Genomic DNA, 14,036 nt, shown 5'->3' on the forward strand with positions numbered 1-14,036 from the left:
GCCGGCGGCGTCCGGTACGGCGGAGCGGTTCAGGCGGTGGGCTGTTGCCCGCCGTTGTCGGTGTACGCCTCTTCGCGGTGGAAACCGAGGGAGCGCATCACGGGGAAGTCGTTGAACGAGAAGAGGCAGGCATCCTCGTTCTGGTCGAGGTTGGCGTGCTCGTGCCAGGCCCAGGAGGGGACGCAGAAGATGTCGCCCTGCTTCCAGTCGAAGCGGCGGCCCGCGATCACCGAGTAGCCGCGCCCCTTCGCGGCGGTGTAGATCACCGAGCCGGTGTGGCGGTGGGCTTGGGTGGCCTGGCCGGGGCGCAGCAGCTGCATGTGGGCGCCCATGGTCGGCATCACCGATCCGCCGGTGACGGGGTTGGTGTACTCCATGATGACGCCGTCGTACGGAGAGCCGTCTGTGGCCTTGGCGAGGTTGAGCAGGGCCTGGTATGTGGGTTCCCACGGGTATCCGAAGACCGGGGAGTAGGGGCGGGTCCACTTATCCATGCCGTACGGGAGCAGGTTGCCTCCGTAGCTGAGGACCGAGGAGTTGACGACCTTTCCGGGGGACTGGTAGAGCTCCGGGTGGACTTCGTAGAAGCCCGCGTCCAAGGCGTTGACCAGGGGGATGTCCAGGCCGTCCTGCCAGATGACCGGGGCGTCGTCGGCCTCGTTGCCGTGCTCGTGCCAGGTGCCGTTGGGAGTGATGGCGAAGTCTCCGGGGCCGACCCTCAGCTTCTGGCCGTCGACGATCGTCCAGGCGCCGGTGCCCTCGTGCACGAAGCGGAGGGCGGCTGCCTGGTGGCGGTGTGCGGTCATTGCCTCCCCCGGTCCCATGATCTGCAGGCCCGTGTAGAGAAGGCCGACGGCGGCGCTGACGTCCCTGCGGCCGGGGTTGACCAGCATGACCACACGGCGGCCGGCGTCGTCGGCCTTGACCAGGGGAAGGGCCTTGCGGACCAGCGGGCGCAGCTCGTCGTAGCGCCAGAGCACGGGGACGGACGCGGGCTGCGGGTACCAGGGCTCGATGTCGTTGGCGACCGTCCACAGGGCACCTGCGTCGAGTTCGGCCAATTCGTCGTAGTACGAAAGCAGTTCGGGGCTGTCGGCCACACGGGCGCGACCGAGCCGGTCGTCGTCATGGGTCATGCTTCCTCCTTCGGGATGGTGGTGTCGGCGGGAGTACCGTCCGCCCGGGCCCCCGAGGCGTCGGCCGCGAGGGCCAGGGGGGTGCGGGGGCGGTTGTCGACCTGGAGCTGGAAGATGTCGAAGCGGTTGTAGTGGCCGACGATGTCGTGCATCTGCTTGGGCTGGATGCACTTGGCGAGGTCGATGTCGGCGTAGACGATGCCCTCGTCGTCGACGAGGGGTTCGGTGACCGGTCGGCCGTCGGGGCCGAAGATGCCGGACAGGGCGCTGCGGGGCCGGGCGAGCACCTTGCGGACCTCGGCGTCGTCTCCGGCGATCAGATCGACGATCCCCGGGGAGATGGTGGAGCAGGCGACGACCGAGAAAACCTTGCCCTCGAAGCTGTGTGCGGCGGTGCGCACCGCGATCGCGTCCGCCATGTCGTATTCCTCCGGAGCGACCGGCAGGGCGATGTAGCTTGCGGTGTGCACCAGTTCGCCCTGGGCGAGGAGGGTGAACCGGGCCAGCGTGTTGGTGTTCTCCCCGCAGGCCAGCGCCCCGAGCGGGCCAACGGCCGTTTTGTGGACCTTCAAGGAGCTGCCGTCGCCGCCGGTCCAGGTGAGCTTCTCGGCCCAGGTGGGCACCAGCTTGCGGTGCACGCCGAGCAGTTCGCCGTCGGCGCCGATGACGAGCAGGGTGTTGTAGAGCACGCCGAGGCTGTGCGCGGCCCGCTCGTTGACGCCGATGACCAGCACCACGCCGGCCTGACGGGCGGCCGCGCGCAGCGTGTCGACGTGCGGTCCGGGGACGTCGATCGAGGAGCGCTGGAGCCGTTCGAACCAGGGGGAGCCCTGGACGGGGTTCATCGTCCAGTTCCAGTAGGGGTACCCGGGGACGAACACCTCTGGGAAGACGACGAGTTCGGCGCCGTTGCCGGCAGCCTCGTGGATGAGGGACACCGCCTTGTCGACGGTCGCGGCGGCATCGAGGTAGACGGGAGACGCCTGGACGGCGGCGGCGGTGAAGCGGGGAAGATGGTCCATCGGTTCCTCCGTTGCCGTTGGTGAAGCCGGGATCAGCACGCCGCGGTGACAGCGAGCGGCCGAGCCGGGGGCATGGGTATCCAGCGCCGGCGGACGGGCGCGACCGCCTCCCGCAGCAGGTGCAGGCGGGGCGGGACGCGGTCGCCGCGCGGCCCCGGGGGCTTGCGGCTGCCCGGCCGCCAGGGCTCGGGCCAGGAAACGCCCGGCCCGGTGTAGTCCTGCTCGGCCGCGGCATGCAGGGTCCACAGCGGGTCGTAGAGGTGGGCGCGGCCGACGGCGACGAGGTCGGCGCGGCCCGCCAGGATGATCGAGTTGACGTCGTCATGGGTCGAGATGGCGCCGACAGCGATGGTCGGGATGCCGGTGGCATTGCGGATCAGGTCGGCGAACGGGGTCTGGTAGCTACGCCCGTATGCCGGCCGTTCGTGGGCGACGACCTCGCCGGTCGAGACGTCCACCGCGTCGGCCCCGGCGGCCGCCAACGCGCGGCAGATCGTGACCGCATCGGCCTCGCTGGTGCCGCCCTCCGCCCAGTCGCTGGCGGAGATCCGTACGACCAGGGCCTTCTCGGCGGGCCATGCTGTGCGGACGGCGGTCAACACCTCCAAGGGGAAGCGCAGACGGTTGGCGAGAGTGCCGCCGTACTCGTCCTCGCGCGCGTTGGTGAGCGGGGAGAGGAAGCCGGACACGAGGTGGCCGTGGCCGAACTGGAGTTCCAGTACGTCGAATCCGGCGCGGTCGGCCCGCACTGCCGCGTCGGCGAAGTTCGTGGTCACGGTCGCCAGCTCGGCTGCGGTGGCCTCCCGCGGGACGGGGGACTTCTCGTCCCACGCCAGGGCCGAGGCGGCCAGGGTCGGCCAACCCTCCCCTCCCAGCGGCAGGCCGACCCCGTCAGGACCGGGAACCGCGGTGGATCCGCGGCGCCCGGCGTGGGTGAGCTGGATGCCCAGCGGCGTGTCGGAGACCGTCCGGACGGCCTGGACGATCGACGCCCATCCCGCCTCCTGTTGGTCGTTCCACAGGCCGGAGCAACCTGCGGTCAGACGGCCGTCCGGGCTGACGGCCGTCAGCCCGGTGAACACCAGGCCGGCTCCACCGAGGGCTTGGGCGGCGAGTTGGGCGTGCTCGAACCCGCCGGGCTGTCCGTCCACCGCGGTGAACGTCGCCATCGGGGGCACGACGATGCGGTTGCGCAGCGTCAGACCGCCGAGCCGCATCGGCCGGAACATCGGCGGGACACCGTCGCCCTCGCCGACAGCGGCGTCGACGGCGTCCATGAAACCGGTGTCCCGGGCACGCAGATTGTCGTAGGTGACCCGTCGGCTGCGGGTCAGCAGATTGAAGGCGAACTGGTCAGGGCTCTGGCCGGTGTAGCGGCCGATGTTCTCGAACCACTCGAGGCTGGCCTGGGCCGCACGCTGGACGGACTCGACCGCGGGCCTGCGCTCGGCCTCGTAGGCGACCAGGGCCTCGGCCACCGTGGGGTTCTCGTGCAGGCTCGCGACCAGTGCGAGCGCGTCCTCCATGGCGAGCTTCGTGCCCGATCCGATGGAGAAGTGCGCGGTGTGGGCGGCGTCGCCCAGCAGGACGACGTTGCCGTGGCTCCAGCAGGCGGTGCGCACCATGGAGAAGGTGATCCACTTCGAGGCGTTGGGGATCAGGCGGTGCCCGTCGAGGTGGTCGGCGAGAATCTCCTCACAGCGCCGCACACTGGCCTCGTCGGTCTCGCCACGGGCGAACTCACGGTCCGCGAGGGTCGCGAAGCCGGCCCGCCGCCACGCCTCCTCCTCCATCTCCACGATGAAGGTGGACCGCTGGTCGTCATACGGATAGGCATGGACCTGCATGACGCCGAAGTCCCGTTCCTCGACGATGAAGGTGAACGCCTCGAAGACCCGGTCGGTAGACAACCACATGTAGCGGCACTTCCGCTCGTCCAGCACGGGCCGGAAGGTCTCGGCATAGGCCTCCCGGGTCGCGGAGCGAATGCCGTCGGCGGCGACCACCAGGTCGTACTCCGTCGAGAGCCGATCCACCGGCGGCGCCGGCGTGCCGTAGCGCACGTCCACACCGAGCTCCACGCAGCGCTTCTGCAGCATCTCCCGGAGGCGGTTGCGGTCCAGCGCGGCGAAGCCGTGCCCTCCGGAGGTACGAACCTCACCGCCGTAATGGATGTCGATGTCGCTCCAGCGGGCGAACTCCGAGGACATCACGGCGAACACCTCGGGATCGCCTTGCGTGATGCCGTCCAGCGTCTCGTCGGAGAACACGACGCCGAAGCCGAACGCGTCATCACGGGCGTTGCGCTCCCAGAGCGTGACCTCCCACTCCGGTGAGAGCTGCCGGGCCAGGGCGGCGAAGTAGAGACCGCCGGGCCCTCCTCCGATGACTGCTACACGCACGGTGTTCCTCCAAGTGGTTCCGAAAGAGAATCTATGTCGTAAAACTTGCGTCCGTCAATAAATTTGTATATTCGGCTTGGCGCACCATGCCCGATCACGCGAAGAGCTCTGGAGCCTGCGGCCCCGCCTTCGTCAGGACCTCTCGCACCTCGCCGGGCCAGGCCGCGGACTCCGTGGCGTGCGAAGCCGAGTGGGCGATCACCATGCGCCCGAGAGCAGCCACTTCCGCACCCTCGTTACGGACGGTGAAGGCGTAGTGCAAGGAACTGGTCCCGACCTTGACGACCTTCAGCTCGGTACGGACGGTCTCGCCGAACCACAGCCGGGCCCGGTAGTCGGCCTCGAAGTGGACACGTGGCGTACTGCCGAAGAGGTGGGACAGCCCCAGGCGCCGCAGCAGGACGGCCTCGGCCGCCTCGACCCAGCGCACCACGGTGGAGTGGTGGTAGTGGCCGGCCGCATCCGTGTCGAGCCATTCGACGCGCCGCTCGACGACCACACTGGGCAGATTCCGCGTGGCGGCGTCGGGGCATCCGGCGGCGCAGCTGCCCGTCGGCCCGGAGTCCGTCGGTCGGGTGCTGGAGATTTCCATGTTCATTCCTTTCGTTCGACTGCTAGCCGGCGGCGGGGCGGGACTGGGCGCGCTTGCGCAGCTCGGCGCGCTGGAGCTTTCCGTTGCTCGTGCGCGGGAGGTCGGTGACGAACTCGACGGCGCGCGGGTACTTGTAGGGCGCGACGGTCCGCTTCACGTAGTCCTGGAGTTCCTTGACCGTCGTCTCGTCGGGAGCGACACCGGGGCGCAGGATCACGTATGCCTTGACCAGCATTCCGCGCTTGTCGTCCGGGGCTCCGACGACGCCGCACTCCTCGACGTCGGGATGAGAGGCGAGCGCCTTCTCCACCTCGGGGCCGGCGATGTTGTAGCCGGAGGAGACGATCATGTCGTCACTGCGGGCCACGTACCAGAAGTAGCCGTCGGCGTCGCGGATGTAGGTGTCGCCGGTGATGTTCCAACCGTTCCTCACGTACACGGTCTGCCGTGGGTCATCCATGTACCGGCAGCCCGTCGGGCCGGTGACCGCTAGAAAGCCGGGCTGCCCGTCCGGAACGGGATTCCCTGCTTCATCGACCACCCGGGCCCGATACCCGGGAACGGGCCTGCCCGTTGAGCCGGGGCGTATGTCGCCGTCGGAGGCCGAGATGAACACGTGGAGCATCTCGGTGGCGCCGATGCCGTCGATGATGCGCAGTCCGGTGGCGGCGTGGAACTCCTCCCACACGGCCGCCGGCAGCGCCTCCCCGGCGGACACACAGCGACGCAGGCCAGCCAGTCGAGACACCGCACCGGACGCCATGATCGCCCGGTAGGCGGTGGGCGCCGTGAAGAGCACGGTGACTCCGTGTTCCTCGACGAGGTCGACCAGCTGTTGCGGTCCGGCCTGCTCGATCAGCAAGGTGGCCGCGCCCACGTGCAGCGGGAACACCACCAGTCCACCGAGCCCGAAGGTGAAGGCCAGGGGTGGAGTCCCGGTGAAGACGTCGTCGCGGCGGGGTCGCAGGACGTGACGGGAGAAGGTGTCGGCGTTGGCCAGTACGTCACGATGGAAGTGCAGGGTCGCCTTCGGTCGCCCGGTCGTTCCCGAGGTGAAGGCGATCAGGGCAACGTCGTCCGCAGCGGTGGCGACGGCGGTGAACCGCCCCTCCTTCGCGGCGCAGCGCGCGACCAGGTCGCCCTCGCCCGGGCCGCCGTAGGCCAGCACGGCGGGACCCTCGTCGCCGGTGACGGTGAGTTCGTCCAGGTAACGGTGGTCGCACACGGCGACGGTCGGCCGGCCGATCTCACAGAGCTCCGCCAGCTCGCCGGCCCGCAGCAGCGGCATGGTGGTGACGGCGACGCCACCGGCCTTCAGGACTCCGAGCCACGTGGCGACGAGCCAGGGATTGTTGGGTCCGCGCAGGAGGACCCGATTGCCGGGGACAAGGCCGAAGTCCTCAGTGAGCACTTGGGCGACCTGGTTGGCACGTCGCAGCAGCTCACCGTATGTCCACCGGTCCGTGGGAGTCAGCAGACAGGGCCGGTCGGGGCCCCAGTGCCGGACGGCTTCATCGATCAGCCGCTCGGCGCAGTTGAGCCGAGCGGGGTAGTTCAACTCCGGCAGTTCGAAGCGCAGTTCGGGCCAGAGGGAGAAAGGAGGGAGGCGATCTCGACAGAACGGATCGACATGAGCAGACGGGGAGAGCTCCATGGGGCGGCACCTCAATCTCGGGGGCAGCGGGGAGAGTGCAGCAAGTATCTCGCTAAATTTTCGACCGTCAATGATTCGCGATACTCGACTTTGTTAACAGCGCGTTGCGCAACCAGCCGACGGACACCCGGGGGGCGGACCCCGACCCGCTGATTACACGTGTAACACGCTAGACTCCACCCAGGCGAAGCTCAACCATTTCGGACAAAAATCAGAAACGTGACCTCACGCACCCACACCACCGAGAGCGTCGAGCACCGCCCAACAAGCCTCACGCACGGGACCACAAGGTGACCTTCGACCCCGTCAAGCCACCCGACGACCCCCGCCTCTAGCCGGGACCCTGGGCCGCGTGCTACACAATGCCCCATTCATGTAACACGTGTAACTCCCCCAGTGGAACGCACTCCGAGCGTCGTACACCCGCCCGGTCCCTCCGCTTCACCCTCCCTTTCTCCAAGGAGCACGACATGAGACGCAAGCAAGTCATGCCGCTGGCCGCCCTCCTGATGTGCACGCCCCTCCTCTCCGGGACAGCCCCGGCAGCGGCGTCATCGCAGCACGCGCCTTCTGGTCCGCTGCGGATCCTGCTCACCAACGACGACGGCTACGACGCCCCGGGCATCCGCACGGCCTTCCAGCTTCTGACCGCCGCCGGGCACGACGTCACCATCGTCGCGCCGCTGACCAACCAGAGCGGGACCGGGACGAAACTGCTCAGCGGCCCGACCGTGACGGTGAAGCATCCCGCGCCCAAAGTGTGGGCCGTCGACGGCACCCCGGGCGACTCGGTGGCCTTCGGGCTCTCCGAGGTCTTCGAGGGAAAGGCCCCCGACCTGGTGGTGTCCGGCACCAACTTCGGCCCGAACGTCGCGGGGCTCGCCACCCACTCCGGTACGGTCGGCGGGGCCGTGGCCGCCCTCGAGTACGGCGTGCCGGCCATCGCACTCAGCACCGGCGGCTTCGCCGCCCCCGACCCTGTCGCCACGGTGAACGCCATGCGCCCCACCGTCGACTTCGCCGTCAAGCTCATCGATCGGCTGCGGGACCGCTCGGGCTCCGGCCCGCTGCTGCCCCAGGGCGTCGGGCTGAACATCAACCACCCGGTCGTGGGAGCGGACGGCACGGGAACCGCCGCCGGCGTCACCATGACCTTCCAGGACCCCCAGCAGCCGCTGACGCCCGACTTCACCGACGGCGGGGACGGCACATGGAAGGTGGCGGTGAGGTTCGCGCCGCGGCCTCCCGCCAAGGGCGGCGACGTGGAGGCCGTGATCGCGGACAAGGTCGCGATCAGCCCCATCTCCGCCGACTGGAACACCGGACCGGCCCGCTTCGCCGCCACGAGTGCCCTGCTCGCCGGCCTGCGGCTCTGATACAACCCTGCGCACACGGAGGGCGGAGCTCGCGTGCGCTCCGCCCTCAGCGCGGCCTACGGCGGCAGGTCGCAGCGCCTCGTCACAGGTGTCGCAGGACCTCGGTGGTGAATTCGGTGGTGGAGGCGGAGCCGCCGAGGTCACGCGTCCGCACCGAGGTGGTGGCCAGAACGCGGGCGATGGCGTCGGTAATGTCGGCTGCCGCCCGGGGGTGGCCGAGGTGGTCGAGCATCATGGCGGCGGACCAGATCGCTCCGATCGGGTTGGCGACGCCCTGCCCGGCGATGTCGGGGGCCGACCCGTGGACCGGCTCGAACATGGAAGGATACTCACCGCCGGGGTTGAGGTTGGCGGACGGAGCGATGCCGATACCGCCGGCCATGGCCGCTGCCAGGTCACTCAGGATGTCCCCGAAGAGGTTGGACGCAACGACGACATCGAAACTGGCGGGGTCGAGGACGAACTTGGCGGCGAGCGCGTCGATGTGCTCCTGGCTCCAGCCGACCGCGGGGTATTCGGCGGAGCGCTCGGCCACCAGTTCGTCCCAGAACGGCATGGTGTGCACCATGCCGTTGGACTTGGTTGCCGACGTGAGACGACCGCCGCGCCGCTCAGCGAGTCCGAAGGCGAAGTCGAGGACCCGTGTCACTCCTGGCCGTGTGAACACGGCCTGCTGCACGGCCGTTTCATCGGGACACCCGCGGTTCGTCCGACCACCGATCTCGCTGTACTCGCCTTCGGTGTTCTCCCGGACGACCACGAAGTCCACGTCTCCGGGCGTGGCCGCGCGTACGGAGCTGGGCAGACCGTCGAACACGCGGATCGGGCGGAGGTTCACGTACTGGTTGAAGGCCCTGCGTATGGGGATGAGCAGCCCCCACAGCGAGACGTGATCGGGCACCCCTGGGTACCCGACCGCGCCGAGCAGGATCGCGTCATGACGCCGGAGCCGTTCCAGGCCGTCCTCGGGCATCATCGATCCGAGACGCAGGTACCGCTCACAGGACCAGTCGAACTGCTCATAAGTGAACGCGACGCCATGGGTCTTCCCGACGGCCTCGATGACCTCGCGGGCCGCAGGGAGGACTTCGGTGCCTATGCCGTCACCGGGTATGAGGGCGATGCTGTGGTTCGTCATGGTCCGCATTCCAGCAATCAGGCGCCGCTCGGGTCCAAGACGTATCGCCGATGTGCCTTATAGGCGGTCCCTATGAGTCGGTGGAACGGCGATCTCCAGGAAGGCGCGGGCAGCAGGCGTGAGCTGCGCCTTCCGGCTCACCAGAATGTTGTGCTGGCAGGAGGCCGGCTCCAGATCAAGGACGAGGGCTCCGGTCCGCTCGGACAACTCGGCCCAGGATTCCGTGACCACCGCCAGCCCTACCCCCGCCAGCACCAGGGGTAGGAACGCCATGCGGTGTTCCGTCTCCACCGCGATGTGAATGTCGATGCCTCGCGCTCTCAGGTCGTCCACGTAAGCGCGGATCCCGGTCCCCCGCTGCCCGACGATCAGCCGCTGCCCTCCGAGCTGCTCGCGTTGAACCGGCTGCCCCGCCGGGAAGGGGCCATCCAACGGGGTGACCAGGACGAGCCTATGATCCCCGACGTGGTACGGCACGACGTCCGTGCTCGGCAGCGGCGACGAGGTAGTCAGCAATCCGAGTTCGCAGCCTCCGGTGCGTACCGTGTCGATCACGTCCGCTGAGGTGAGGGCGGCACGCAGGCTGAGCGACACCTCTGGATAGCGGTCGGCGAAGCACCGGGCCATGGTGCTGAGTGGTTCGACCATGGGCGAGGCCATCACGGCAATGTCCAGGCGCCCGCCTCGCAGTTCACGGACGGCGCCGACACTGGCTCTGGCCAGTTCCAGCGCGTGCAGGGCTTCGCGCGCCGACGGAACCAGGGCGCTGCCGGCCTCGGTGAGGACCGCCTTCCTGCCGATCCGGTGAAACAGGCTGCCGCCGACGTGGCGCTCCAGAGCCCGGATGGCCTGTGACCGGGACGGCTGGGACACATACAGCGCGGCGGCAGCACGGTTGAAACCACCGTGGTCCACGATGGCGAGGAAGTACTCGAGCTGCCGGAAGTCCATGCTCAGCGTCGCCGGTCGTCCTCGACGAACCACCCGTCCCGTCACCTCCGCGCTGGAGGAGACCTACCGCGAGGGCGGGGGAACCCGATCCGATGACGGGCGTTTCCGGTTCGGTGCACGGGACGAGCCATGCCTGCCGGATGGCGGTGGCCGGCTGCGCGTCGGCGTCGGCGTCGGCGTCGGCGTCGGCGTCGGACCAGCCAGGCGCACCAGGGGCGCCGCACTGCACCGGATGGTGCACGAGGTTCTTTGTGACCACTGCATGCCCCTCTCCCCGATTCGGCCGTGCCGTGGCCTTCCCCAGGGAGTGGCCAGGAACGGCCTCCGTGCGGACACCGTCGCGCGCACGGCTCAGACCAGCACGGGTCCAGTCCGCCACGGCCCGTGCTCTTGGCGGACGCTCGTACGGCAACAGTGCATGGGCGCCTTCGTCCGCCGGCGCCCACAACCCATCGGAGTGATCGGGGGGGCAGAAGTTCCAGGCGAACACGCGGGCCGGACAGGACGAACAGGCGAGCAGGGAAGGCCCTAAGAGACACCGGCAACTCCTCAGTTCCGGAGACGGCCGGACAGCACACGGACAGCGGATCGCTATTAACACGTGTAACCATCTCCGCGCCGCGCGGGACGGCGCTACACCGGGGTCTCGACGGACTGTTCCGACCAGATGGTCTTGCCACCGGGAGTGAAGCGACTTCCCCAGCGGTCGGCAAGCTGCGATACGAGGAACAGCCCGCGGCCTCCTTCATCGGTCTCGCGGGCCCGTCGCACGCGGGGCTGAGTAGTGCCGGTGTCGGACACCTCGCACACGAGCCCTTCCGGTCCGTGGAGGAGTCGGAGACCGACCGGGCCACCGACATAGCGGATCGCGTTCGTCACCAGCTCGCTGACGATCAGTTCGGTGACGAACGCGGCCTCGTCCAGGCCCCATGCGGCCAGCTGCGACGTGACGAGTTCACGGGCTCGGGCGACATTCACCAGATCCGGTTCCAGCTCCCAGGCAGAGACATCACGCGCGGGCAGTGTGCGGGTGCGGGCGAGGAGGAGGGCCGCATCGTCGGCCGGGTCGGGCGGTGTGAGCAGCGCCAGGAGGTCCCGGCTGGCCTCCTCCACCGGTGTGTCGCCCACCTGCCCCAAGGCCTGCGCCAGCCGGGTCATGCCCTCCTCGACACCACTGGTCCTGCTGACGACGAGGCCGTCCGTGAACAGAGCCAGGAGGGAGCCAGCGGGAATCTCGAAGTGCGTCGTGGCGAAGGGCATCCCGCCGACCCCGAGCGGCGGTCCGGGAACCACATCGGGATAGGCGGGCACGTCGCCCGACGGCAGCAGGACGGCAGGAGGCGGATGTCCGGCGCTGGAGACGGAGCAGGTGCCGGAGACCGGGTCATAGACGGCGTACAGGCAGGTTGCGCCCAGGACAGAGGGGTCCGGTCCGCGGCTGTCGGTGGCGTCGGAGAAGCCCAGAACCAGGTCGTCGAGGTGGGTGAGCAGCTCGTCGGGGTCGAGATCGAGGTCGGCGAGGACGCGGACGGCTGTTCGCAGACGGGCCATCGCCGTGGTGGCCTGCAGGCCGTGACCGACGACGTCCCCCACGACCATGCCGATGCGGAAGGAGGGCAGGGGTATCACGTCGAACCAGTCGCCACCGGCCCCCGGGCCGCCGGCCCTCGGCTGGTACACGCCTGCTATCTCGGCTCCCGGGAGATGTTTGGCCGCGCCGGGCAGGAGGCTGCGCTGCAGAGTGACTGCGGAACGGCGCTCGCGGGCGTAGCGGCGGGCGTTGTCGACGCCGAGGGCGGCATGCGAGGCAATATCCTCCAATGCCGCGCCGTCCACGTTGGTGAAAGGCTCGGAAGGCGGCCCCCGCCACAGGGTGAGGCAGCCGAGTACGACTCCCCTGGCATACAGCGGAACGGCCACGGACGAGTGCGCGCCGTCAGGGATGAGCAGACTCAGAGTTGCGGAGTTCGCTCCGAGCCCCGAACTGAGCAGCCCGATGTCGGAGGCGACGACTGCCCTGCCCTCCATCAAGGGGCTCATCACGGCGCTCTCAGGAAGGGGCGGCACGGCTTCGCCGACCGGCAGGAGATGCTCTGCGGACACACCGGGGCTCTGCGCCGCTGCGACACGGCGCAGCCGCACTTGGCTGCTGGCATCGAGCCGTGCGGGCTCGTCGCCGACCAGCACGGCCTCGACAAGATCGACGGTAGCCAGGTCCGCGAAGCCGGGGACGAGGAGATTCGCCAGCGTCTGGGCGACCTCCGTCACGTCGAGGGACTCCCCCAGGGCCAAAGCGGCCAGGTGTGCCAACTCGGAACGGCGGCGTGCAGCAACGGCAGCCGCCTCCCCATCAGCGTCCCCCAAGAGAACGAGCCACGGCCCCTCATCGGCAGCGGAGCCACCTTCTGACGCCAGCGGGACGACGGCGCAGCTGAACGTGTGGGGAGGAGCTGACGGCCCTTCTCCCGCAGGCGCCACCCCCGCCACAACGTGGCCGGCTCTCCGCAGAGCTGCCACGAGAACGGGACAGGGCGATCCGGGCGAACACCCGAGCAAGGCCGTGGCTCTCGGCGTACTGAACAGCACCAGACCCGCCCGATCGACCACGACCGCCGCCGCACCGGCACCCACGGCCGCCCGTACCTGCAGCCGGTCACCACTGCTGGATTTGCGCATGTCACGCCTCGCCTGCCGAGCGATACCGCCTCCATTGTGGCCCGGTGCCCCCCGCCACGGCGAGGCGACGGCGCACGTATGCACCACGTTCATGCTTCCCGACGACTGCGGCGCCACAGAGAAGCATGCTGATCACTCACTGATCAGGGAGGCACCCATTACACCTCTGAGCTGGACAAACGCCAGAAAGCGAGGCCCCGATCCTAAAATCGCGTGGTGGCCGAGGGTCATGGCCTGGCTCCTGCCCGCCGGCGGTTGATGTTCGGCCGGGGGAGTGGAGCCACGGTCCACCACCCGGCCGCATTTGCCCGGACCACTCTCCGACGCCGAGCCCAAGAACTGCTGTCGACTCGCCGAACAAGCAGGTCACAGCCGTCCCGGCCTCATGCAGCGGCTACCACGGCACGGTCCGCGCCGTGGCCATCCGGCACGGGCAGACGTGGGCCGATCACTGCTCCCCGCGCAGGCGGAGGTGGGTCGTCGGGGTTCCAGCAGTCCGTCAGATAGTCAGCACCCCCTCCGGGTGACCGAACCAGGTGAACGAGACAAATGAGTCCCGCGTAAGCAGGGCGTGCAACCATTCGGAAGGCCAAGCGACGAACCCTGACAGGGGAGAAACTCCCAGGCGCGACCATCACGCACAGTGCTCACCCCGACCGGCCGCACTCCCCCGACGCTCCGCGGATCCGCGGCCTGAGCGGACTCGAACCGGCATCGCCCATCACCCGTGCTGGTTCGGTGCTGACCTCATCGCCTTCCTGGCCTTGTTTCCGCAGGTCCTAGCCTCGATCGGATGAGTTGTCGTACCACTCGATCCACTCGATGGTGGTGCCGATGAGACTGGCAGCGACGATGCGTCTGAGGGAACCGGGGGGCGTGGGAGCGTGTGTTGCGGCGGCCATGTGCACCACTTCCGGGCGGGTGACGGGGACGTGTACGTGTCGCCACACCGTAGGAACGCGCAGGTCAGCGGTGTATGTGACGGGACACCACAGTCCTGCGCCGCGAGCGCCTGTACCACTCCCACGTCACCGAGTGGCGGGCCGCGCGCGATGCCGGCGCATTGGAGAACCTGGTCGACCGGCGCAC

General features: G+C 69.1%; 9 protein-coding genes. 1 reads left to right on the forward strand and 8 read right to left on the reverse strand.

Annotation, left to right across the window (positions count from 1 at the left end; translation table 11 throughout):
* Positions 1-29: 29 nt before the first annotated feature.
* The 5 genes from ACFW2Y_RS16310 to ACFW2Y_RS16330 all read right to left on the reverse strand — a co-directional run bounded on the left by ACFW2Y_RS16310 (position 30) and on the right by ACFW2Y_RS16330 (position 6,806).
* Entirely contained in the window at positions 30-1,136 is a 1,107-nt protein-coding gene (locus ACFW2Y_RS16310) for a cupin domain-containing protein (protein WP_384878804.1), read from the reverse strand.
* Complete coding sequence (locus ACFW2Y_RS16315; RefSeq protein WP_384878806.1) at positions 1,133-2,158, reverse strand: carbon-nitrogen hydrolase family protein; 1,026 nt, start codon at positions 2,156-2,158, stop codon at positions 1,133-1,135. The genes ACFW2Y_RS16310 and ACFW2Y_RS16315 overlap by 4 nt, the downstream gene beginning before the upstream one ends.
* A gap of 32 nt (positions 2,159-2,190) precedes the next feature.
* Positions 2,191-4,560, reverse strand: coding sequence for an FAD-dependent monooxygenase (locus tag ACFW2Y_RS16320; protein ID WP_384878809.1), 2,370 nt, complete (start codon positions 4,558-4,560; stop codon positions 2,191-2,193).
* 94 nt (positions 4,561-4,654) lie between these two features.
* Positions 4,655-5,152, reverse strand: coding sequence for an acyl-CoA thioesterase (locus ACFW2Y_RS16325; protein WP_384878810.1), 498 nt, complete (start codon positions 5,150-5,152; stop codon positions 4,655-4,657).
* A 22-nt stretch (positions 5,153-5,174) separates the two neighbouring features.
* Positions 5,175-6,806, reverse strand: coding sequence for an AMP-binding protein (locus ACFW2Y_RS16330; RefSeq protein ID WP_384878813.1), 1,632 nt, complete (start codon positions 6,804-6,806; stop codon positions 5,175-5,177).
* A 470-nt stretch (positions 6,807-7,276) separates the two neighbouring features.
* On the opposite strand from ACFW2Y_RS16330, the gene surE reads away from it, so the two are divergent.
* Positions 7,277-8,182: a 5'/3'-nucleotidase SurE gene (gene surE, locus ACFW2Y_RS16335; protein ID WP_384878815.1), complete on the forward strand. Its 906-nt coding sequence runs from the start codon at positions 7,277-7,279 to the stop codon at positions 8,180-8,182.
* 82 nt (positions 8,183-8,264) lie between these two features.
* On the opposite strand, the gene ACFW2Y_RS16340 is transcribed toward surE, so the two are convergent.
* The 3 genes from ACFW2Y_RS16340 to ACFW2Y_RS16350 all read right to left on the reverse strand — a co-directional run bounded on the left by ACFW2Y_RS16340 (position 8,265) and on the right by ACFW2Y_RS16350 (position 12,539).
* Complete coding sequence (locus ACFW2Y_RS16340) at positions 8,265-9,320, reverse strand: tartrate dehydrogenase (RefSeq protein WP_384878818.1); 1,056 nt, start codon at positions 9,318-9,320, stop codon at positions 8,265-8,267.
* Positions 9,321-9,377: 57 nt separating this feature from the next.
* Positions 9,378-10,271, reverse strand: a complete 894-nt coding sequence (locus ACFW2Y_RS16345; protein ID WP_384878820.1) for a LysR family transcriptional regulator — start codon at positions 10,269-10,271, stop codon at positions 9,378-9,380.
* A gap of 633 nt (positions 10,272-10,904) precedes the next feature.
* Positions 10,905-12,539 carry a SpoIIE family protein phosphatase gene (locus tag ACFW2Y_RS16350; protein WP_384878823.1) on the reverse strand — a complete coding sequence of 545 codons (1,635 nt, stop codon included), beginning with the start codon at positions 12,537-12,539 and terminating at the stop codon, positions 10,905-10,907.
* Positions 12,540-14,036 lie beyond the last annotated feature (1,497 nt).

This window comes from Streptomyces sp. NPDC058877 (assembly GCF_042742855.1).
Lineage (GTDB): Bacteria > Actinomycetota > Actinomycetes > Streptomycetales > Streptomycetaceae > Streptomyces.